We start from the raw sequence: 20,848 nt of genomic DNA on the forward strand, positions 1-20,848 counted from the left end.
CCGTCACCGCTCAGGCGGTGGCGGCCCTCCGTCGTTCAGATGCTCCAGAACATGATCCGACCGGCCGAGGCCGAGTCGATGTCCTGGTCGAAGTTGTCCACGGTGTGCGAGGCGTAGAGGACCGTGTCGCCGTCCACGCTCGTGACGATGCCGGTGTGGTCCCAGTCGCCCGACCCGTCCCAGTCGAACTGGACGACGTCGCCGACCTCGACCTGGTCGCGCTGGTCGTTCGCGAGGGGCGTCGCGCGCTCGGGGTGCGCGGCGAGGTAGGAGTTGAACGCCGTCGAGGACGCCCAGGCCGAGCTGTACCCGCCGCCGGCCGAGAAGCTCCACTCGGAGTCCATGCTCCAGCCACGGGCGATGAGGGACTGCGAGGCGAAGTTGACGCAGTCGTTGCCGCCGATGACTCCGTACTGCGCCGAGTTGTACTCGTTCCAGTAGGTCTCGACGTAGTCGAGCTGCGAGGCCAGACGACTGGCGTCGAGCGCTGCGGCGGCCTTCGCGGCCTCGATCGCGGGGTCCGGCGTGTAGGCGAAGGTGATGGCCGACGCGACGACCTTGGTCGTCGCGAGCACACCGGTCGCTGTCGCGGTGGCGGTCGGCTCGGGCGTCGGTGCTCCGAGGTCCGCGGCCGGGTCGGCGAGGAGCGGCTCGGGCGCCGTCGTCGCGATCGCCGGCTGCACGACGGGCGTGCCGTCGGTCGTGACCGCCGCGGCGGCGTCGGTCACGGCGTCGAAGGTGATCGGCGCGCCGCTCGCGTCGAAGAACGCGACCGGCACGACGCCCTCGACCTCACCGGAGGCGGGCGGGGCGATGACCGTGATCCGATCGGGGTTCTCGACGGCGACGCTGCCCTCGGCCTCGCCGAAGCGCACCGAGGCGACCGAGTCGAGGTTCGAGCCCTGCAGCGTGACGGCGGTCCCTCCGGCGACGGTGCCGGTGGTGGTCGACACGCCGCTCAGCACGACGCGGGCGGAGGCGGTCGTGGCCGGGAGCACGGCGACGGTGGTGGGGACGGCGGTCGGAGCCGCGGTCCCCGAGGCGCTGGCCGCGGCGGACTCGGACGACCCCGATCCGCCGATGGTCAGGCTCGCCCCCGCGGCGACGGCGACGACGACGAGGCCGCCGGACATCGCGAGCACGAGGTGACGGCGCGTGGGCCGGAGGAACGCGGAGCCGCGACGGGCGGGCTCGACGCGCGGTCGGTGCTGGCGGTGGCCCTCGGAGGCGCGACGGTCGCGACGCGAGACGAAGACGGTCTCGGCGACGGGGTGCGGCGGCACGGCGGCGGAGGGGCGGACCGAGCGCTGGTCCTGCACGGGGGTCGCCTGGCCGGCGGGGCGGATGCGGCCCTCCCGCTCCCTGGCCTCGCGGCGGGTCAGGGGTGCGACGGTCGCGGCGGGAGCGACGACCTCGGGGGTGGCGGGGGACGGAGTCGGGGTGGAGCGGGTGGAGCTGGGGGGCACAGAGGTATCTCACGGTTCGGGATGCGACGGCACGGTGACGCACTGATCTACAGGGGGGGTGGCCCTGTCAAGGGGCTGTCGCGCTCGGACGAGGGGGTCGTCCGGAAACGCTCCGGGTAACAGTACGGTAACGAGCAGCGCGTGTCACGTCGCCGGACGCCCGGATGTGATCGCTAGAGCGCCTAGGAAACCGAACCGGGCGCGTAATCGGGCGCATCCGGAAGTCCGAACAGGCGTTCCAGCGTCTCGACTCCCGTGTCGCGCAGGTGCTGCGCGAGCTCCGTCCCGACGTACCGCAGGTGGTACGGCTCGGACTCGTACCCGGTGATCGGAGTGTTCTGCGGCTTGTACCGGACGAGGAACCCGAAGCGGTGCGCGTTCTCCCCCACCCAGACGCCCTCCGGGGTGTCCCCCCAGCAGATCTCCAGCGCGCAGGTCCCGGACGCGCCGACCACGTCGACGGCCCAGCCCGTCTGGTGCTCGCTGTGCCCGGGCCGCGCGCTCGTCGCATCGGCTCCGGCCTGACCGCGGGTCGACACCCAGCCCGCGTAGACGCTGACCTGGGTCTCGTAGGAGCGGTACGCGCTCTGCACGGCGAGCGCGAGTCCCGCCTCCGTCGACGCGGCCGCGACCATCGCGACGAGCGCGTCGGCCGTCGCCTGCCGCATCGGCTGGCGGTTCACGTAGCGGACGTCCGGGTAGACGAGATCGGCGGGGACGTAGTCGACCGGGTTCAGCGTCCGCAGCTTGTTGACGACCACCCACGGGCTCGCCGCGTCGTCGACGGAGTTCGCCGACAGGTCGATGCCGGGCGTCGGGGTGGGCGTGGGCTCCTCCGTGGCGATCGGGACCGGCTCCGGGGTCGCCGTGGCCGAGGGAGGAGGAGTCGGACTGGGCGTCGGGGTCGTGGGAGTGGTCGCCCCCGCCGTCGGTGCCGACGCTCCTCGACCGGCTCCGATCGCCGCGCCGACGCCGAACGCGGTCGCCCCCGCGGCCACCGCGACTCCTCCGATGACCAGTACGCGCCGGCGCACCGGACGTCCGCCGGGGGTCTCGTTCTCGCTCGACGTCATCCTCCGAGCCTAGACGCGGGTCCGTCGAGGTCTCCCGACGGCCGCCCGGCGACCGGATCTTCGGGCCCGCCTCGAATATCCTTCAAGGATTCACCTGCTCGACTCCCCTAGCGTGGGTGACAGCACCGGCGATCGCGCGAGTCCGCCCCCTCGGCTCCGCACCGACGATCCCGGCGACGAAAGGACCCCATGCTCCGACCCCGCCTCGCCCCCGCGGTCCCTCTCGCGGCCCTCGCGCGCACTCTCGAGATCCCGGCCGACGATCCGGCCGACGCCGAGGTCACCGGAGTCGTGCTGACCGCGTCCGACGTCGAGCCCGGCGACCTCTTCGTCGCGCTCGCCGGAGTGAACCGGCACGGCGCCGAGTTCGTCGGCGAGGCCCGCGAGCGCGGCGCTTCCGCGGTGATGACCGATGAGGCCGGGGCGGAGCTCGCCCGCGCCACGGGCCTGCCGGTGCTGGTCGTCGACGACCCGCGCTCGCGCCTGGGCGCCGTCGCCGCCGCCGTGTACGGCACGGCCGAGCGCGCGCCGGTGCTCTTCGGCGTCACCGGCACCAACGGCAAGACCTCGACCGTGCACATGATCGAGGGGATCCTCCGCCAGCTCGGCGTCGTCCCGGGCCTCAGCTCGACCGCGGAGCGCCACATCGGCGACACCTCGATCACGAGCGGCCTCACCACCCCCGAGGCGACCGAGCTGCACGCGCTGCTCGCCCGCATGCACGAGGACGGCGTGGGAGCCGCGGCGATCGAGGTCAGCGCTCAGGCGCTCACCCGCCACCGCGTCGACGGGGTCGTCTTCGACGTCGCGGGATTCACGAACCTCAGCCACGACCACCTCGACGACTACGGCGACATGGAGACGTACTTCTCCCAGAAGGCGCAGCTCTTCCAGCCGGACCGGGCCCGACGCGCCGTCGTCTCGCTCGACTCCCCCGCCGGCGCCCGCATCCGCGACACGGCCGGCATTCCCGTGACGACCATCACCTCGCTCCCGGACGTCGACGCCGACTGGACGGTGACGATCCTCGAGCAGGAGTTCGGCCGCACCGGCTTCCGCATCCAGAACCGCGAGTCGCGGGCGATCACCACCTCGGTGCCGATCATCGGCGCCCACATGGCGGCCAATGCGGCCCTCGCCATCGTCATGCTGGTCGAGTCGGGCCGGCCGCTCGGCGAGATCCGCGCCGCTCTGCACCGCGACGGCGGAGTCGACGTCTCGCTCCCCGGTCGCACCGAGCGCGTCTCGGGCGAGCGCGGCCCGACCGTCTACGTCGACTTCGGACACAGCGCCGACGCCTTCCAGCACACGCTCGAGGCGGTCCGCGGAGTGACCCGCGGCCGCGTGATCATGGTGTTCGGCGCCGACGGCGACCGCGACACGCTGAAGCGGCCGGCGATGGCCGAGGCCGCCGTCTCCGGCAGCGACGTGCTCGTCGTCACCGATCACCACCCGCGCTTCGAGGACCCGGCCTCCATCCGCCGCACTCTCGTCGAGGCCGCCCGCGCCGCGCGTCCCAACGGGGAGATCCACGAGGTCGACGACCCCAAGCGCGCGATCCGCGTCGCCGTCTCGCTCGCCGAGGAGGGCGACTCGATCCTCTGGGCGGGCCCGGGGCACCAGAACTACCGCGACATCCGGGGCGTCCGCACGCCCTACTCCGCCCGGGCCGAAGCCCGGGCCGCGCTCCGCGAGGCGGGCTGGACCGAGGAGCCCGCCGCCGCATCGGAGTGACGCCCGCGCGCGCCTCCTGAGATCCCGTTCAGGCTCGCCGCGGGCTCTGGAGGCGCGTCGGCTCCCGGTGTAACTTTGCGCAGCACGCAACGTTCGCGGCGGTCCGCCGTGCCCTGAAGGCGCCCGCCTGACGAGGGGACACCCATGGCCGACTCCGCTTCCCGACCGACCGCACCGACGCCCTCCGGCGCGGTCATGTCGCACCGCCAGATCCTCTTCGTGATCTTCGGACTGATGGCGGGGATGTTCCTGTCCTCGCTCGACCAGACGATCGTGGGCACCTCGATGCGCACGATCGCCGACGACCTCGACGGACTGTCGCAGCAGGCCTGGGTCACCACCGCCTACCTGATCGTCTCGACCATCGCGACCCCGATCTACGGCAAGCTCTCCGACATCTTCGGCCGGCGCCCGCTCTACCTGATCGCGATCGTCCTGTTCCTGATCGGCTCCCTCCTGGCCGGGTTCGCGACCTCGATGCTCGGCCTCGCCGGCTTCCGCGCGGTGCAGGGACTGGGCGCCGGCGGCCTCATGTCGCTCGCCCTGACCGTCATGGGCGACATCCTCCCGCCGCGCGAGCGCGCCAAGTACCAGGGCTACTTCCTCGCCGTCTTCGGCGTCTCGAGCGTCGTCGGCCCGCTGATCGGCGGCCTGCTCGCCGGCACACCCGAGATCCTGTTCATCACCGGCTGGCGCTGGGTGTTCCTGATCAACCTGCCGATCGGCGCCGTGGCGCTCGTCATCGTGCTCCGCTTCCTGCACCTGCCCAAGCCCGCGGGCACCCGCTCGATCCGCATCGACTGGTGGGGCGCGGCCCTCGTCATCGTCGCGGCCGGCCCCCTCCTGCTGATCGCGGAGCAGGGCCGCGAGTGGGGCTGGAGCTCCCCGATCGCGTGGGTCTGCTACATCGTCGGCGTCCTGGGGATCGTCGGCTTCATCGCGGCCGAGCGGATGATGGGCGACGACGCGCTGATCCCGCTGAAGCTCTTCCGCTCGCCGACCTTCTCGATGGCCACCGTGCTGGGCGTCCTCGTCGGCTTCGGCATGTTCGGCGGCATGATGACCATCCCGCTCTACCTCCAGCTGGTCAACGGAGCGACGCCCACCGAGTCCGGCTTCCTGATGCTGCCGATGATCCTCGGCCTCATGATCGCCTCGATCGTGTCGGGCCAGATCATCTCGCGCACCGGGCGCTACCGGGCGTTCCCCATCGTCGGCACGTTCCTGATGTCGGCCGCGTTCTTCTATTTCACCTTCGTCTCGATCGACAAGCCGGTCCTGTTCATGATGGGCGGCATGCTGCTGCTGGGCCTCGGACTCGGCCAGATGATGCAGACGCTCACCCTCGCCTCGCAGAACTCGGTCGACGTGGCGAACATGGGAGTCGCGACGAGCGCCTCGACGTTCTTCCGGCAGATCGGCGGCACCCTGGGCACCGCGGTGATCTTCTCGGTGCTGTTCACCCGCATCCCCGACACGATCGCGGGCGCCTTCCAGAAGCCGGCGATCGCCTCCGATCTGCAGGCCGCGCTCGCCGACCCGGCGGTCCTGGCCGACCCCGCGAACGAGAAGATCCTCGGCCTCCTGCAGTCGCAGGACACCTCGGCGATCGGCTCGGCTCTCGACGGCGACACCTCGTTCCTGAACACCGCCGACCGCGCGCTGTCGGCGCCGTTCCTGACCGGCTTCAACGACGCCACCGTGACCGTCTTCTCGGTCGCCCTCGGCGTGGTCCTGCTCGCCTTCGTGCTGTCGTGGTTCCTCAGGACGCCGCCGCTGCGCGCGAAGTCGGCGATGCAGGAGGCGCACGACCTCGCCGCCGACGAGGAGCGCGCCGAGGAGCTCCGCCGGACCGACCCGCAGCTCGCCGCCCGGGCGGGCGCGGATCTCGCCGCCGGCAGCATCGAGCCCGACGTGCGGACCGACTCCGTCCGCACGACTCCGACCGCACCCGACGACCGGCGGAGCTGAACCGCTCCGGCGCCGCCGCGAGATCTCGGCGCGGCGCCGGTACGGCGGCGAGAGAGCGCTCCATCGAAGGCCGTAGGATGGCCGTACCAGCCGAAGGAGTCGCCCATGAGCGTTGCCCGCACCCCCGCCACCGAGACGCCGAGCCTCGCTGAGCAGACCCTCCGGGCCGAGCGCCTCGCCGTGCGCGACTGGCCGGTCGGATTCCTGTGGGGCTCCGCGACGGCCGCCGCCCAGATCGAGGGCGCCGGCCACGAGGGCGGCAAGGAGGACAGCATCTGGGACGCGTTCTCGCGCGTCCCCGGCGCCGTCGCGAAGGGCGACACCCCCGAGGTCGCCGTCGACCACTACCACCGCATGCCCGCCGACGTGCAGCTGATGAAGGAGCTGGGCCTGGGCTCGTACCGCTTCTCGGTCAGCTGGTCGCGGGTGAAGCCGGGCGACCGCTCCGTCAACGCCGAGGGACTCGACTTCTACTCGCGCCTGGTCGACGAGCTGCTGGGCGCCGGGATCCTGCCCTGGCTGACGCTCTACCACTGGGATCTCCCGCAGGCCGTGGAGGAGACCGGCGGCTGGACGAACCGCGACACCGCCGAGCGCTTCCGCGACTACGCCGAGGCCGTCTACGAGAGCCTCGGCGACCGCGTCCAGCACTGGACGACGTTCAACGAGCCGTTCTGCTCGACGCTGCTCTCCTACGGTGCGGGCGTGCACGCCCCCGGAGTGATCTCGCAGCAGGCCGCGCTCGCGGCGGTCCACCACACCCACCTCGCGCACGGCCTCGCCGTCTCGACGCTGCGTCAGCTCGGCGCGCAGAACCTCGGCATCACGCTCAACCTCTCCAACGCCGTCCCCGACGACCCCGAGGACGAGGTCGACCTCGACGCCGCCCGCCGCTTCGACGCGCTGCAGAACCGCATCTTCCTCGACCCGCTGCTGCGCGGCGAGTACCCCGAGGACCTGCTCGAGGACGTCGCCGGACTCGGACTCGACGAGCTGATCGTCGACGGCGACCTCGACCTCATCTCGCTGCCGCTCGACTTCCTCGGCGTGAACCACTACCACGACGACAACGTCTCGGGTCACCCGCTCCCCGCCGGCGCCGAGGACTTCGCCGTCGCGACCGACCGCGAGACGGCCTCCCCGTTCGTGGGGTCGGAGTTCATCACCTTCCCCAGCCGCGGCCTGCCGCGCACGGCGATGGACTGGGAGGTGCACCCCGACGGACTGCGCTACCTGCTCACCCGCCTGGGCCTGGAGTACGAGAACCTCCCTCCGCTCTACGTCACCGAGAACGGAGCCGCGTACGACGACGTCGTCGAGGACGGCCGCGTGCACGACGTCGACCGCACCCAGTACGTCCTCGACCACGTCGAGAAGGTCGCCGACGCGATCGACCAGGGCGCCGACGTCCGCGGCTACTTCGTCTGGTCGCTGCTCGACAACTACGAGTGGGCGTGGGGCTACGAGAAGCGCTTCGGCATCGTCCGCGTCGACTACGAGTCCCAGGAGCGCACGATCAAGGACTCCGGCCTCGTCTACTCGCGCCTGCTCGGCGGTTCCGCCGCGTCGCTCCTGGACTGACCGGTGGCCGACGGATCGATCGGCCGCGAGGCGGGGCGCTCCCCCACTCTCGAGATGGTCGCGGCGCGCGCCGGAGTGTCGCGCGCGACCGTCTCGCGGGTCGTCAACGGCGCCCCGCAGGTGGCCGCCGACATCGTCGCCGCGGTCGAGAAGGCGATCGGCGAGCTCGACTACGTGCCCAACCGCGCCGCCCGGATGCTCGCCTCGCGGCGCACGCAGTCGATCGCGCTGATCGTCCCGGAGTCGACGGCGCGCGTCTTCGCCGATCCGTTCTTCGCCTCGATCGTGCAGGGCGCGGCGATGCGCCTGGCCGACACCGACTACACCCTGTCGATGCTGATCGCGTCCGAGACCAACGGGGAGAAGACCCGCCGCTACCTCCTCGGCGGCAACGTCGACGGCGCGCTCGTCGTCTCGCACCACTCGGGCGACCACTCCTACGCGGCTCTCGCCAACTCGCTCCCGATCGTCTTCGGCGGCCGCCCGCTGTCGCCGGAGGAGCGCGGCTCGTACTTCGTCGACGTCGACAACGCGGAGGGGGCGGCCGCCGCGACCGTGCACCTCGTCGAGCGCGGACGCCGCCGCCTCGCCACCATCGCCGGCCCCGCCGACATGCCCCCGGGTGTCGACCGGCTCGTCGGCTGGCGCCGCACCCTCGCCGACGCGGGTCTGGACGACTCGCTCGTCGAGTGGGGCGACTTCTCGCCCGACAGCGGCCGCGAGGCGATGCGCCGACTGCTCGAGCGCGACCCCTCGATCGACGGCCTCTTCGCCGCCAACGACCAGATGGCCGTCGGCGCGTACGAGGCGCTGCGGGCGGCCGGCCGGCGCATCCCGGACGACGTCGCCGTCGTCGGCTTCGACGACGACATGTTCGCCCGCACCGCCGCGCCCGCCCTGAGCACCGTCCGCCAGATGCCCGTCGAGCTGGGCGCCCGCATGGCCGAGCTCCTGGTCGCCCGCATCGAGGGCCTCCCGGTGGAGCACCGCACCCTGATGCCCACCGAGCTGGTCGTCCGCGCCAGCTCCTGACGCCGGCCGCCCCCGGCCCCCACCCTCCCGCCCCGCCCCGCCCCTCGTCGAGTCCGCAGGATTCGTCGTACTCGACCTCGAGCACGACGACTTCTGCGGACTCGCCCCCGACCGGATCCCCGACTCCCCGAGAGTCGTCGTACTCGAGTGACCGGTACGACGACTTCTGGAGACTCGAGCCGCTCGCCGCCTGTGCGCCGGCACGCCGATCAACCCTGCCAGCCGTGTGCGCGCAGGGCCGCCTTCAGCTCGGCGATGGTGCGCGCGCGCCCGCGACCCAGGCCCTCGGCGCGCACCACCACCTGGATCCACCCCGCGAGCTGCAGGTCGAGGCTCCGCTCCCGGTCTCGGGCGTACTGCACGTCATCGCTCTGGTGGTGGCTGCCGTCGTAGTCGGCCAGCACCTTGTACCGCTCGAAGCACAGGTCGCCGATCGCGATGAGCCTGCCCTCGTGGAGGATCTCGACGTTCGCCTCGGCCGGAGGCAGTCCGGCCTCGACGGCCAGCGACCTCAGCCAGGTCTCGCGCCGCGACGCCGACGCGGCCGACGCGAGCCGGAGCGTCCGGCGGAGGAGCGCCTTGCCGCGTCCCGAGTACTCCTCGAGACGCTGCTCCACCTCCGCGATCGTCGCGTACGGGCGCGGGTCGCTCCTCGATGCGAAGCGGGGCGTGAACAGCAGATGGTCGGCGGCGGCGAGCAGGTCGCGGGGCGGCAGCACCCCTGCCAGCAGGATCCACGTCGTCGCCGGATCGGTCACGGGAAGGCCTCGGCGCACCAGCACCCGGGTCCAGTCGGGACGCAGGACGTGTCCGACGACTCCCCGAGTGCGCGGAGGTCGGTGCGGCGCGGGGACCGAGACGTGCAGCGGGTCGTCGAGGACGGACCGGGACGGGAGCGGGACTCCCCAGATGCCGGCCGCCGTGAGATGCGAGAAGTACTGCCCACGTCGAAGACGCGGGAGGTAGGCGCGAGCGCGCTCCTCGTGGGTCACGGGCGCGACCCGCGTGCGGACTCCGTGGAAGGGGTGGGCCAGGAGCGGCGACCGCAGCTGTGCGTCGGACATCCCCTCCGCGAGAGCGGTACGGCGGCTGAACGCTCCGAGGTCGGTGGGTCTCATGCACCGACGATGGCTCGAGCGGGCGTCGCCTCACCGTCGTCGCCACCCGATCTGTGGACGTGCGAGGAACCGCGGGTCTGGGGAGAGCCGACTCCCGCGTCCAGTCCTCCAGAGTCGTCGTACTCGAGCTCGAGTACGACAACTTTCGCGGAGTCGAGCGCTGCGGGCCGGCGGCGCGCCTCAGAGGAAGAGCGGAGCCGGATCCAGCGACGCGAAGCGCCGGCGCATCACGGCCACCGCGTCGGCGTGCGAGTCGATGAGCACGAAGCGGCGCCCGAGCGCGTGCGCCACCGCGCCCGTCGTCCCGGAGCCCGCGAAGAAGTCGAGCACCGCGTCGCCCTCGCGGCTCGACGCCTGCACGATGCGCCGCAGCACCCCCTCCGGCTTCTGCGTCGGGTACCCCGTCTTCTCGCGCCCCGTCGGCGACACGATCGTGTGCCACCACACGTCGGTCGGCCGCTTGCCGCGCTCGGCCTTCTCGGGCGTCACGAGGCCGGGCGCCATGTACGGCTCGCGGTCCACGGCGACGGAGTCGAAGTGGTAGCCGCGCGGATCCTTCACGTACACGAGGATCGTGTCGTGCTTCGTCGGCCAGCGGCGGGTGGCCTTCGCCCCGTAGTCGTAGGCCCAGATGATCTCGTTCAGGAAGCACTCGCGGCCGAAGAGCGCGTCGAGCAGCACCTTCGCGTAGTGCGCCTCTCGGTAGTCGAGGTGGAGGTAGAGGGTGCCGTCGTCGGCCAGGAGTCGCCAGGCCTCGGCCAGTCGCGGCTCCAGGAACGACCAGTAGTCGTCGAACCGGTCGTCGTACTGCAGCAGGTCGCCGCGGATCCGCTCGTAGCTGCGGCCCTTGAACCCGGCGATCGTGCCGGTCGCCGAGCGCACCGACGTGGTCGAGGTGCGCACCTGCGCGCGCCCCGTGTTGAACGGCGGATCGAGGTAGACGACCGTGAACGACCCGTCGGCCAGCTGCGGCAGGACGTCGAGGTTGTCGGCGTGGATCACCGCGCTCCGCAGCTCGGGGACGCCGTCCGCGATCGGGAGGGGCATCCTGTGATTCTGCCAGTGCGGGGCGCCTCCGCCGACACGCCCAGGGCTCCGATCCGGGGCTGACGGGCTCCCGACGGCCTCCGGCGTAGAGTGACGCGATGATCTCAGAAGTGCGTCACGACGCGACCGAGTCCCGGTACACGCTGTGGGTCGACGGCGAGAACGTCGGGCTCGCCGACTACGCGCTGCGCGGGTCCGACGTGGTGTTCCTCCACACCGAGATCGCCCCCGAGCACCGGCACGAGGGGCTCGGCGACCGCCTGGTCGAGGCGGCCCTGGACGACGCGCACGAGCGCTTCGGCTCGCGCATCGTGCCGGCCTGCCCGTTCGTCGCGGAGTTCATCGCCGAGCACCCCGACTACCAGGAGCTGCTCGCGAGCTGAGCGCGCCGCGCACCGTCCCGGCGACCTCGGCGCCCCGGCGGGCTCACGGCACCCGGCGCAGCCACTCCTGCGTCGAGTACTTCGTCCGCACCAGCTCCTCGGCCTCCGCGTACTCCGCGTCGGTGAGGTCGCCCGGCGTCCCGCCGTGCAGGCGCACGAAGGTGTCCTTCATCCGCTCGATGATCTCGGCGCGGCTGAGCCCGGTCTGGCTGCGCAGCGGGTCGACGCGCTTCACGGCGGAGGCGATGCCCTTGTCGGACAGCTTCTCGCGGCCGATCCGCAGCACCTGCACCATCTTCTCGGCGTCGATGTCGTAGCTCATGGTCACGTGGTGCAGCACTGCTCCGGAGCCCAGCCGCTTCTGCGCGGCTCCGCCGATCTTGCCCGAGGGCGAGGTGATGTCGTTGAGTGGCTGGTAGACCGCGTCGATGCCGAGCGACTGCAGCGCGCTGATCGTCCACTCGTCCAGGAACGCGTAGGAGTCGGCGAAGGTCAGCCCCTGCACCAGGTCGCCCGGCACGTAGATCGAGTAGGTGACGACGCTGCCCGCCTCCATGAACATCGCGCCGCCGCCCGAGATGCGCCGGACCACCTCGACGCCGTACTTCTCGGCGTTCTCGAGGTCGACCTCGTTGCGCAGCGACTGGAAGCTGCCGATGACGACGGCGGGCTGGTCCCACTCCCAGATCCGCAGCGTCGGTTCGCGCCGGCCCTCGCCGACGGCGGCCGTCAGGACCTCGTCGAGCGCGAGGTGCATCGCCGGGGAGACGGCCTTCGCGTGCACGATCCGCCAGTCGTAGTCGCGCCAGCTCGTCGCCTTCTGCAGCGAGCGGCGGATCGCGACCGCGACCGCCTCGGGCGTGAAGCCCAGCAGCACGGCATCGCTCGGCAGCGCCGCCCGGATCGCCGCGGCGATCGTCTTGGCGTCGCTCTCCTCCGGCAGCCCCACGACCGCGCGGTCGATGTCGTCGAGCGCCGTGTCGGGCTCGAGGAAGAAGTCGCCCGCGAGGCGGAAGTCCGCGAACCTGCCGTCGACCACCTCCAGGTCGACGACCACGAGTTTTCCGCCGGGGACCTTGTACTCGCCATGCATGGGGCCAGCCTAGGCCGGAGCGGGCCGCGCGGGCCGGGAGTCGAATCTCTCGTCCAGCCACGCGACCAGATCGGCCGTGACCTCGACGCGGTTCAGCTCCTGGAACAGCTCGTGCCGCGCCTCCGGGTACACCCGCACCGAGACGTCGGTGAAGCCCGACCGGCGCCGGTAGGCCCGGGCCAGCGCCCGCACCGACCGTTCGCCGCCGAGCGTGTCCTCGGCGCCGATGACGATGAGCAACGGCAGCGGAGGAGCGATGCGGCGCGCGGGGCGGCCGACCAGTCGCAGGGTCTCCACGATCCCGATCCGCTTCGCGAGCGGGTCCGTGAACGTCAGCTGGTCGTCGTGGAAGAGCTGCCAGACGGCCGGATCGCGCGACAGCCACTCGAGCCCCAGCCCCCCGGGCTGCCGGTGGCGCTTGGTGAGGTCGCCGCCGTTCATGAAGAACGGAAGCCGGTAGGCGGTGCCGCTGAGCACCAGGGCGGCGTAGTCGGAGGAGTGGTGGTCGACGATCCGCTGCGCCATCAGCGAGCCCCAGGAGTGGCCCAGCAGCACGATCGGGAGGCCCGCGTTCTCGGCGGCGAGCTCGCGCGTGAGCCGGTTGACCGCCTCCTCCGTCGCGCGGAGCCCGCCGGGGCCCAGACGACCGAGCTGGGAGGCGTCGCCGCCGTGCTGCTGGAGGCCGGTGCGCCCGTGCCCGCGGTGGTCGTCGGCCGCCACTGAGTAGCCTGCGGCGACGAGCGCCTCGGCGAGCTCCACGTAGCGACCCGAGTGCTCGCCCACGCCGTGCGCGATCTGCACCAGCGCGCGCGGAGCGGGGTGCGACCACCAGCGGTAGTGGATGGTCACCCCGTAGGCGTCGTCGAAGGTCCTGTCGACCGCGGTGTCCGGCATGGCACCAGTGTGGCCCACCGGCCGCTGGACGCGACGGCGGGCCCGGGAACTGAGAGGATGCTCATGATCGGGTCGCACCAGCCGGCCCGGCGTCGACGGATCGCTAGCGTTCTCACCTGCCCGACCCCGTCGCCGGCGCTCGGACCCCCCGACGACCGTCCCCCACCCCTTCACGAGCGAGGCCTCCCCCACTGATGACCGTATCGCCCCTGATCTGGACCCTGACGATCGTCTTCATCGTCCTGCTCCTGCTCTTCGACTTCTTCTTCCACGTGCGCAAGGCACACGAGCCCACGCTGAAGGAGTCGGCGGTGTGGTCGGCCCTGTACGTCGGCATCGCGGTGCTCTTCGGCCTCGGCGTGCTCGTCTTCGGCGGGCCGACTCCCGGATCCGAGTACTTCGCGGGCTACATCACCGAGAAGGCGCTCTCGGTCGACAACCTGTTCGTCTTCCTGATCATCATGGCGAGCTTCAAAGTGCCCCGGGCCGACCAGCAGAAGGTGCTGCTCTTCGGCATCGTCTTCGCCCTGATCGCCCGCACCGGCTTCATCTTCCTCGGCGCCGCGCTGATCAACTCGTTCGCGTGGGTCTTCTACGCGTTCGGCCTCATCCTGCTGCTCACCGCGTTCAACCTGGTGAAGCCGGGCGACGAGCACTCGGGCGACAACATCATGGTCCGCCTCGCCAAGCGCGTCTTCAAGACGAGCGACACCTACGACGGCGACAAGTTCTACACGACCGTCGACGGCAAGCGCGTCCTCACGCCGATGCTCCTGGTCATGGCCGCGATCGGCGGCACGGACATCCTGTTCGCCCTCGACAGCGTCCCCGCCATCTTCGGCCTGACCAACGACGTCTTCCTGGTCTTCACGGCGACGGCGTTCTCGCTGCTGGGTCTGCGCCAGCTGTACTTCCTGATCGACGGCCTGCTCGACCGCCTGGTCTACCTCAGCTACGGCCTCGCCGCGATCCTCGCCTTCATCGGCGTGAAGCTGATCCTGCACGCGCTCCACGAGAACACGCTGCTGTTCATCAACAACGGCGAGCACGTGGAGGTCTTCGAGATCGGCACCGGCCTCTCGCTGAGCGTGATCATCGGAGTGCTGACCGTCACGGTCATCGCGTCGCTGGTCAGCCCGAAGGGCCGCCGCATGGCGAAGGAGGCCGCCGAGCGCCGCCGCGTGGAAGCGGAGGCGAACGCCGGGCACTGAACCGTTTCGTGCGCCGCGCAGCGGCGCACCGCGGTCGGCTTCCCTGCGTGGGACGGTCCCGCAGAGCGGCCTGCGTCCGCCTACGGCGATCCGCTGGCACGCGGATCACCTGTTCAGCTACCACCCTGTGACGAAGCCCTCCGGAACCACGAGTCCCGGGGGGCTTCGTCCTTTCCGGCATGGGCACTCACTTCGCGCGGTACCGGTGCTCCGGTCGGCCCGTCGAGCCGTAGCTCAGGGTCATCTCGACCAGCCCGCGGCCGGCCAGCCCCGAGAGGTAGCGCTGGGCCGTCGCCCGCGAGATGCCCGCGCGCTCGGCGACCTCCAGCGCCGAGAGCTCGGAGGCCGACTCCGTGAGCCGAGCGAGCACGAGCTGCTCGGTCGCCGAGCGCGAGGGCCCGGCCGCCGCCGCATCGCCCGAGTGCAGGATCCGCAGCGCCCGCTCCACCGCCTCCTGGTCGGCCGCGCGGTCCTCGCGCAGCACGTTGCGGAACCGCACGTACGCGTCGAGCCGCTCGCCCAGCAGCCGCGCGTCGAACGGCTTGATCAGGTAGCCGAGCGCGCCGGCGTGCAGCGCCCGTCTCACTGTCGCCCCGTCCGAGGCCGCGCTCACGACGAACGCGTCCGTGTCGAGCTCGCGCAGCAGCGCGATGCCGCTCTGGTCCGGCAGGTGCACGTCGAGCAGCAGCAGATCCGGAGCGGAGTCGAGCACCGCCGCCCGCGCCGCCCGCGCGGTGTGCACCGGCGGAAGGGCCCGCAGCCCCTGGCGTCCGTCGACCAGGTCGGCGTGCAGCTGCGCCACGCGGAAGTCGTCGTCCACGACGAGCACCGTGCGCTCCTGCGGGTCTGTCATCGCTCCTCCTCCGTATCGGGCGGACGGACCGCGCCCGGCAGCCGCGCGCAGAGCACCGCTCCCGCCGAGCCGCCGCCCGCGTCGGCCAGCCACACCGCTCCTCCGAGCCGCGCCGCCACCTCGCGGCAGAGCGGCAGCCCGAAGCCGCGGCCGTGCACGCGGTCGTCGTCCCCGTCCTCCTCCGCGGGGCCGCGCTCGAACAGGGTGTCCGGATCCGCGACCCCGTCGCCGGAGTCGGCGACCGTCACGAACAGCGTGTCCCCGTCGTCCAGCAGCTCGACCTCGACGAAGCGCACGTCGCGGGTGCCGAGTGCGGCCGCCCGCACCGCGTTGTCGACCAGGTTGCCGACCACTGTCGCGACGTCCTCCGGCTCCACGACGACGCCGCGCACGAGCGTCTCGTCGCCCAGGGTCAGCAGCACGCCGCGCTCGGCCGCCTCGATCCCCTTCGCGCCGACGAGCGCCTGGAGGTACGGCTCCTGCAGCCGGTCGGCGTGCTGGACGGGGTACTTCAGCGGCCCGCGGGTCAGCACCTCGTCGAGGTAGTCGCGCGCCGACTCCGTCCGACCGGCGTCGAGCAGGCCCGCCACGACGTGCAGGCGGTTGGCGAACTCGTGCCGCTGCACGCGCAGCGCGTTCGTCATCGAGCCGACCGCGTCCAGGCGGCGGCTGAGCGCCGCGACGTCGGTCCGGTCGCGCAGCACGACGACGACGCCGAGGTCGCGGTCGCCGCGGGTCACCCGGCGGATGTCGACGTAGACGATGCGCGAGTGCACGACGAACCCCTCCGCTCCCGCCGACCGGGCCCGCTCGGGCGAGCGCAGCGCGGCGGCGATCGCGTCGGCCAGCGGAGTCGGGAGGTCGAGGCCGTCGAGGGTCCGGCCCTGCAGGGCGCGGCCGGAGGGGTCGTCCGAGCCGAGGATCGCGGCGGCGCGCGCGTTGCAGACGCCGACCCGTCCGTCGCGGTCGAAGGCGAGCACGCCCTCGTCGACCCCGTCGAGCACTGCCGCCTGGTCCTGCACGAGCGCGGTCAGCTCCTCCGGAGCCAGGCCCAGCGTCAGCCGCAGCAGCCGGCGCCGGATGAACACGGAGGCGACCGCGGCGAGCACCAGCGCCGCGACCGCCGCGGCGAGGACGCCCAGCAGAGCGGTCGGCAGGTCGTCGAAGACGCTCGAGCGCGCGAAGCCGATGCTCACCTCGCCGACGACCCCGCCGCCGCCGCCGGGAGCGAAGACGGGCACCTTCGCCCGCGCCGACTCCCCCAGCGTGCCGGTGCCCCACGAGACGCTCTCGCGTCCGGCGAGCGCCTCGGTCGCGCTGGTCGAGACGACCTCGCCGAGCCGGTCGGGGTCGGGGTGGGCGAGCCGGATGCCCTGGTCGTCGGTGATCACGACGAAGAGCGCGCCGGTGCGCTCCTCCACTCCGGCGGCGAGGTCCTCGAGCGGTCCCGTCCGCAGGCCGACCGCGTCGGGCGTGCCGGGGTCGGCGGAGTAGTCGCCGACGGCCGCGCGCACGTCCGGATCCTCGGCGACGGTGCGGGCGATGGCGAGCGCGGTCTCCTCCGCCTCGCCGCGCAGCTGCTGCACGCTGAGCGCGGTGACGAGGCTGGCGCAGACGAGGACGGCGGCCGAGACGGTCGCGAGCTGCAGCACGAGCACGTGGGTCGCGAAGCGCATGCGGTCTCCTCCCTGCGCAGAATGCGCAGAACCCACACTATGCGCAGATCGCGCGCTTATGAGCGATACCCGGGCGGCGGGGCCGGGCCTCCCTAGGGTTCTCAGGACCCGGACAGCGCCGCTCGCGACGGGCAGCAGGACGCACGACGACGAAGGAGTCAGCAGTGTTGGTAGTACTCGGATTCACGATGATCCTGGCCTTCATGGCCCTGATCATGACCAAGAAGCTCACGCCCATGGTCGCGCTGATCGTCGTCCCCACGATCTTCGGCCTCTTCGCCGGCGCAGGTCTGGGCATCGGCGACATGGTCATCGAGGCCATCGGCAGCCTCGCCCCCACCGCCGCCCTGCTGATGTTCGCGATCATGTACTTCGGCATCATGATCGACGTCGGGCTCTTCGACCCGCTGATCCGCTTCATCGTCCGCGCGCTGGGCGACGACCCGGCGAAGGTCGTCCTCGGCACGGCGCTGCTGGCCGGAGCCGTCTCGCTCGACGGCGACGGATCGACCACCTTCATCGTGACCACCGCGGCGATGCTGCCGATCTACCTCCGCCTGGGGATGAACCCGGTCGTGCTGACCTGCGTCGCCGGCCTCGCGAACGGCACGCTCAACATCGTGCCGTGGGGCGGTCCGACCGTCCGCGCCGCCGCAGCCCTGCAGGTCTCGCCGAGCGAGATCTTCGTGCCGATGCTCCCCTCCCTCGCGGTGGGCCTCGCCGTCACGCTCGTCTTCGCCTGGTTCCTCGGACTCGGCGAGCGCCGCCGCCTCGGCTCGCTGGCCCTCGCCGAGCCGATGGTGGAGCGCGAGCTCGTCGGCGCCGGCCGCGCCCCGCGCACCGGCGGCCTCGCCGCCCTGACCGGAGGCATCCGCACCGTCGCCCGCGAGAAGTTCTCGTTCCTCCGCGGGCCGGAGTCGCTGCGCGGCGCCCAGGTCGCCGTCGCCGCCCGCGTCCAGGCCGACGACGCCGACACCGCGATGGCCGACACCATGCTCGACCCCGAGCGCGAGACCCTGCGTCCGAAGCTCATCTGGGTGAACCTCGCGCTCACCCTGATCGTCATGACGCTGCTGGTCGCCGACATCCTGCCGCTGCCCTACGTCTTCATGGTCGGCTCCGCGGTCGCGCTGCTGATCAACTTCCCGAAGATGAAGGACCAGGCGTCCGAGATCGTGAAGCACGCGCCGAGCATCGTCGGCGTCGTCTCGATGGTCCTCGCCGCGGGCGTGCTCATCGGAGTCCTGAACGGCACCGGCATGGTCGACGCGATGGCCGAGTGGGTCGTCGATGTGATCCCGCCGGCGCTGGGCCCGTTCCTCGCCGTCATCACCGGTGTGCTGAGCATCCCGATGACCTTCTTCATGTCGAACGACGCGTTCTACTACGGCATCCTCCCGGTGCTCGCCGAGAGCGCCGCGAACTACGGCATCGACCCGGTCGAGATGGCCCGCGCCTCCATCACCGGCCAGCCGGTCCACCTGCAGAGCCCGCTGGTCCCCGCGATCCTGCTGCTCGTCTCGCTCGCCGCGGTCAACCTCGGCGACCACCACCGCAAGGTGCTGTGGCGCGCGGTGATCGTCTCGCTGGTGATGCTGGCGGTCGGCGTCCTGGTCGGAGCGATCCCCGTCGGCTGATCCGCCGCAGCCCTTCCGCAGAACCTCAGCCGGAACGACTCGTCGCGCACCATCGCGGCTGACGAGCCCTCCCGGCTGAGGTTCTGCCGCCTCAACCGGGCACCGGTCCTCGCCGGGGTCCCGGATCCTGAGCCCGGTCCTCAGCCCAGCAGCGGCGCCAGGTTCTCGGTCCACACGTCGAACCCGAGCTTCAGGATGAGCGCGCCGACCACCGCGAGGAACGCGATCCGGATGAAGCGGCTCCCCTTGGCCACCGCCATCCGCGAGCCCAGGTACGCCCCCGCCACGTTCGCGAGGCCCATGAACAGGCCCAGCACCCATACGACGTGCCCGCCCGGGATGAAGTAGAGCAGCGCCCCGAGGTTCGTCGCCACGTTCACGATCTTGGCCTTCGCGCTCGCGAGCAGGAAGTCGTAGCCGAGCGCCGTGATCAGGGCGATGATCAGGAACGTGCCGGTGCCGGGGCCGATCAGGCCGTCGTAGAAGCCGATCACGAGGCCGAGCACCGCCGCGGTCACGAGGTGCCGCCGCCCCGCGTGCTTGAGCGCGGTGACGCTGCCCATCGTCGGGCGCGCGATCGTGACGACGGCGACCACGATCAGCGCGACGACGATGATCGGCTTGAAGACGGAGGAGGGCAGCAGCCCCGCGAGCGTCGCGCCTCCGTAGCTGCCCGCGAGGGCGACGGCCGCCATCGGCAGTGCGGTGCGCAGGTCGGGCCTCGCCCGCCGGAAGAACGTGATCGCGCTGGTCGTGGTGCCGAAGATCGACGCGAGCTTGTTGGTCGCCAGCGCCTGCACGGGCGAGATGCCGGGCACCAGGAGCAGCGCGGGTAGCTGGAGCAGTCCGCCGCCGCCCACCACCGCGTCGATCCAGCCTGCGGCGAAGGCGGCGAGCACCATGAGCAGGATGATCGGGAGGCCCAGGTCGAGGGTGTCGGTCAGCATCGCTGGGAAGCGTACTGGAGCCCCCGCACCCCCTCGACCTCTCGCCCGGGCCGGTCTAGCGTCGGCGGCATGCGATTCGGACTCTTCATCCCCCAGGGCTGGCGCCACGACCTCGTCGGCATCGACCCCGCCGACCAGTGGCGCACCATGAACGACCTCGCCCGGCACGCCGACTCCGGCGCCTGGGAGTCGATCTGGGTGTACGACCACTTCCACACCGTCCCGGTGCCGACCGAGGAGGCGACCCACGAGGCGTGGACGCTCATGGCGGCCTTCGCGGCGACGACCTCCCGCGTGCGCCTCGGCCAGATGTGCACGTGCATGTCGTACCGGAACCCGATGCACCTCGCCAAGATCGCGACGACCGTCGACGTGGTCTCGGGCGGCCGGGTCGAGATGGGCATCGGCGGCGGCTGGTACGAGCACGAGTGGCGCGCGTACGGCTACGGGTTCCCGCGCATCGCCGAGCGGCTCGGCCGCCTCGACGAGGGCGTGCAGATCATGCGCCAGGCCTGGACCACCGGCTCCGCGACGCTCGACGGGCGCTACTACACGGTGGACGGCGCGATCAACCGCCCGCTGCCGCTGCAGGAGGGCGGGATCCCGCTCTGGGTCGCCGGCGGCGGCGAGAAGGTCACGCTGCGGATCGCGGCCCAGTACGCGCAGTACACGAACTTCGCGGGCGCCGCCGAGGCGTTCGACCACAAGAGCGAGGTGCTCCGAGCGCACTGCGAGCGGCTCGGCACCGACTTCTCGGCGATCACCCGCAGCGCCAACTACAACGTGATGATCGGCGAGACCGAGGCCGACGTCGAGAAGGGCCTGCAGCGGCTGGAGGAGCGCGTGACCCCGTTCCTCGGTGCCGAGGGTGCCGCGTCCTTCGTGGCGGAGTACCGCTCCTCCGACGCGCTCGCCGTCGGCACCCCCGCGCAGATCGTCGACCGCCTGGCCGACATGGCCGCGCGCGGCATGGACTACGGCATCTTCTACTTCCCGGACGCGGCCTACGACCGCTCGGGGATCGAGCTGTTCGAGCGCGAGGTCCTGCCCGCCCTGGCGTAAACGGTGCGGATCGGAGGCGGCGCCTACGCCTCCGATCCGCGCTCCGCAAGTCCCTGCGTCGCCCCCGCGC

At 72.0% G+C, this 20,848-nt stretch carries 17 protein-coding genes; 8 read left to right on the forward strand and 9 right to left on the reverse strand.

Annotation, left to right across the window (positions count from 1 at the left end; all coding sequences use genetic code 11):
* Nucleotides 1-35 precede the first annotated feature (35 nt).
* Complete coding sequence (locus LRG51_RS07505) at nt 36-1,466, reverse strand: amidase domain-containing protein (protein ID WP_055786857.1); 1,431 nt, start codon at nt 1,464-1,466, stop codon at nt 36-38.
* A gap of 182 nt (nt 1,467-1,648) precedes the next feature.
* Entirely contained in the window at nt 1,649-2,539 is an 891-nt protein-coding gene (locus LRG51_RS07510) for a M15 family metallopeptidase (RefSeq protein WP_055786854.1), read from the reverse strand.
* A gap of 189 nt (nt 2,540-2,728) precedes the next feature.
* Here LRG51_RS07510 and LRG51_RS07515 point away from each other — a divergent pair, with 189 nt between their 5' ends.
* The 4 genes from LRG51_RS07515 to LRG51_RS07530 all read left to right on the forward strand — a co-directional run bounded on the left by LRG51_RS07515 (nt 2,729) and on the right by LRG51_RS07530 (nt 8,857).
* Nucleotides 2,729-4,273 carry a Mur ligase family protein gene (locus tag LRG51_RS07515; protein ID WP_230671946.1) on the forward strand — a complete coding sequence of 515 codons (1,545 nt, stop codon included), beginning with the start codon at nt 2,729-2,731 and terminating at the stop codon, nt 4,271-4,273.
* Nucleotides 4,274-4,417: 144 nt separating this feature from the next.
* Nucleotides 4,418-6,244, forward strand: coding sequence for an MDR family MFS transporter (locus LRG51_RS07520; protein WP_230671948.1), 1,827 nt, complete (start codon nt 4,418-4,420; stop codon nt 6,242-6,244).
* A 105-nt stretch (nt 6,245-6,349) separates the two neighbouring features.
* Nucleotides 6,350-7,825, forward strand: coding sequence for a GH1 family beta-glucosidase (locus LRG51_RS07525; RefSeq protein ID WP_230671950.1), 1,476 nt, complete (start codon nt 6,350-6,352; stop codon nt 7,823-7,825).
* A gap of 54 nt (nt 7,826-7,879) precedes the next feature.
* Nucleotides 7,880-8,857 carry a LacI family DNA-binding transcriptional regulator gene (locus tag LRG51_RS07530; protein ID WP_230673104.1) on the forward strand — a complete coding sequence of 326 codons (978 nt, stop codon included), beginning with the start codon at nt 7,880-7,882 and terminating at the stop codon, nt 8,855-8,857.
* Between the two features lie 209 nt (nt 8,858-9,066).
* Here the strand turns inward: LRG51_RS07530 and LRG51_RS07535 are convergent, their stop codons facing one another.
* Both LRG51_RS07535 and LRG51_RS07540 read right to left on the reverse strand, forming a co-directional pair.
* Complete coding sequence (locus LRG51_RS07535) at nt 9,067-9,975, reverse strand: hypothetical protein (RefSeq protein ID WP_157603044.1); 909 nt, start codon at nt 9,973-9,975, stop codon at nt 9,067-9,069.
* Between the two features lie 180 nt (nt 9,976-10,155).
* Nucleotides 10,156-11,022 (reverse strand): DNA-methyltransferase, encoded by an 867-nt coding sequence (locus LRG51_RS07540; RefSeq protein ID WP_055786845.1) that lies wholly within the window; start codon nt 11,020-11,022, stop codon nt 10,156-10,158.
* Between the two features lie 98 nt (nt 11,023-11,120).
* On the opposite strand from LRG51_RS07540, the gene LRG51_RS07545 reads away from it, so the two are divergent.
* Nucleotides 11,121-11,405 carry a GNAT family N-acetyltransferase gene (locus tag LRG51_RS07545; RefSeq protein WP_055786843.1) on the forward strand — a complete coding sequence of 95 codons (285 nt, stop codon included), beginning with the start codon at nt 11,121-11,123 and terminating at the stop codon, nt 11,403-11,405.
* A 43-nt stretch (nt 11,406-11,448) separates the two neighbouring features.
* Here the strand turns inward: LRG51_RS07545 and LRG51_RS07550 are convergent, their stop codons facing one another.
* Nucleotides 11,449-12,498, reverse strand: coding sequence for a lipoate--protein ligase family protein (locus tag LRG51_RS07550; protein ID WP_055786840.1), 1,050 nt, complete (start codon nt 12,496-12,498; stop codon nt 11,449-11,451).
* Between the two features lie 9 nt (nt 12,499-12,507).
* On the reverse strand, nt 12,508-13,392 hold the full coding sequence (locus tag LRG51_RS07555) for an alpha/beta fold hydrolase (RefSeq protein ID WP_230671951.1): 885 nt from the start codon (nt 13,390-13,392) through the stop codon (nt 12,508-12,510).
* 194 nt (nt 13,393-13,586) lie between these two features.
* Between LRG51_RS07555 and LRG51_RS07560 the strand changes: the two genes are divergently transcribed.
* Nucleotides 13,587-14,603 carry a TerC family protein gene (locus LRG51_RS07560; protein ID WP_230671953.1) on the forward strand — a complete coding sequence of 339 codons (1,017 nt, stop codon included), beginning with the start codon at nt 13,587-13,589 and terminating at the stop codon, nt 14,601-14,603.
* Between the two features lie 187 nt (nt 14,604-14,790).
* Here LRG51_RS07560 and LRG51_RS07565 read toward each other — a convergent pair whose 3' ends face one another.
* Both LRG51_RS07565 and LRG51_RS07570 read right to left on the reverse strand, forming a co-directional pair.
* Nucleotides 14,791-15,456: a response regulator gene (locus LRG51_RS07565; RefSeq protein ID WP_055786834.1), complete on the reverse strand. Its 666-nt coding sequence runs from the start codon at nt 15,454-15,456 to the stop codon at nt 14,791-14,793.
* A complete protein-coding gene (locus tag LRG51_RS07570; RefSeq protein ID WP_230671954.1) occupies nt 15,453-17,132 on the reverse strand; it encodes a sensor histidine kinase in 1,680 nt (559 codons plus the stop codon). The genes LRG51_RS07565 and LRG51_RS07570 overlap by 4 nt, the downstream gene beginning before the upstream one ends.
* A gap of 188 nt (nt 17,133-17,320) precedes the next feature.
* On the opposite strand from LRG51_RS07570, the gene LRG51_RS07575 reads away from it, so the two are divergent.
* Nucleotides 17,321-18,769 (forward strand): CitMHS family transporter, encoded by a 1,449-nt coding sequence (locus LRG51_RS07575; RefSeq protein ID WP_230673105.1) that lies wholly within the window; start codon nt 17,321-17,323, stop codon nt 18,767-18,769.
* Nucleotides 18,770-18,909: 140 nt separating this feature from the next.
* Here the strand turns inward: LRG51_RS07575 and LRG51_RS07580 are convergent, their stop codons facing one another.
* Nucleotides 18,910-19,716: a sulfite exporter TauE/SafE family protein gene (locus LRG51_RS07580; protein ID WP_055786827.1), complete on the reverse strand. Its 807-nt coding sequence runs from the start codon at nt 19,714-19,716 to the stop codon at nt 18,910-18,912.
* A 69-nt stretch (nt 19,717-19,785) separates the two neighbouring features.
* Between LRG51_RS07580 and LRG51_RS07585 the strand changes: the two genes are divergently transcribed.
* A complete protein-coding gene (locus tag LRG51_RS07585; RefSeq protein WP_230671956.1) occupies nt 19,786-20,778 on the forward strand; it encodes an LLM class F420-dependent oxidoreductase in 993 nt (330 codons plus the stop codon).
* Nucleotides 20,779-20,848 lie beyond the last annotated feature (70 nt).

Source organism: Rathayibacter sp. Leaf248, from assembly GCF_920939495.1.
In the GTDB taxonomy this organism is placed as follows: domain Bacteria; phylum Actinomycetota; class Actinomycetes; order Actinomycetales; family Microbacteriaceae; genus Rathayibacter; species Rathayibacter caricis.

Bases quoted from the DNA above. Each gene is read 5' to 3' on its own strand.
- LRG51_RS07515 (WP_230671946.1), top strand. From the start codon at position 2,729: ATGCTCCGACCCCGCCTCGCCCCCGCGGTCCCTCTCGCGGCCCTCGCG.
- LRG51_RS07560 (WP_230671953.1), top strand. From the start codon at position 13,587: ATGACCGTATCGCCCCTGATCTGGACCCTGACGATCGTCTTCATCGTC.
- LRG51_RS07535 (WP_157603044.1), bottom strand. From the start codon at position 9,975: ATGAGACCCACCGACCTCGGAGCGTTCAGCCGCCGTACCGCTCTCGCG.
- LRG51_RS07575 (WP_230673105.1), top strand. From the start codon at position 17,321: ATGATCCTGGCCTTCATGGCCCTGATCATGACCAAGAAGCTCACGCCC.
- LRG51_RS07565 (WP_055786834.1), bottom strand. From the start codon at position 15,456: ATGACAGACCCGCAGGAGCGCACGGTGCTCGTCGTGGACGACGACTTC.
- LRG51_RS07550 (WP_055786840.1), bottom strand. From the start codon at position 12,498: ATGCATGGCGAGTACAAGGTCCCCGGCGGAAAACTCGTGGTCGTCGAC.
- LRG51_RS07520 (WP_230671948.1), top strand. From the start codon at position 4,418: ATGGCCGACTCCGCTTCCCGACCGACCGCACCGACGCCCTCCGGCGCG.
- LRG51_RS07555 (WP_230671951.1), bottom strand. From the start codon at position 13,392: ATGCCGGACACCGCGGTCGACAGGACCTTCGACGACGCCTACGGGGTG.
- LRG51_RS07510 (WP_055786854.1), bottom strand. From the start codon at position 2,539: ATGACGTCGAGCGAGAACGAGACCCCCGGCGGACGTCCGGTGCGCCGG.
- LRG51_RS07525 (WP_230671950.1), top strand. From the start codon at position 6,350: ATGAGCGTTGCCCGCACCCCCGCCACCGAGACGCCGAGCCTCGCTGAG.
- LRG51_RS07585 (WP_230671956.1), top strand. From the start codon at position 19,786: ATGCGATTCGGACTCTTCATCCCCCAGGGCTGGCGCCACGACCTCGTC.
- LRG51_RS07530 (WP_230673104.1), top strand. From the start codon at position 7,880: ATGGTCGCGGCGCGCGCCGGAGTGTCGCGCGCGACCGTCTCGCGGGTC.
- LRG51_RS07570 (WP_230671954.1), bottom strand. From the start codon at position 17,132: ATGCGCTTCGCGACCCACGTGCTCGTGCTGCAGCTCGCGACCGTCTCG.
- LRG51_RS07545 (WP_055786843.1), top strand. From the start codon at position 11,121: ATGATCTCAGAAGTGCGTCACGACGCGACCGAGTCCCGGTACACGCTG.
- LRG51_RS07540 (WP_055786845.1), bottom strand. From the start codon at position 11,022: ATGCCCCTCCCGATCGCGGACGGCGTCCCCGAGCTGCGGAGCGCGGTG.
- LRG51_RS07580 (WP_055786827.1), bottom strand. From the start codon at position 19,716: ATGCTGACCGACACCCTCGACCTGGGCCTCCCGATCATCCTGCTCATG.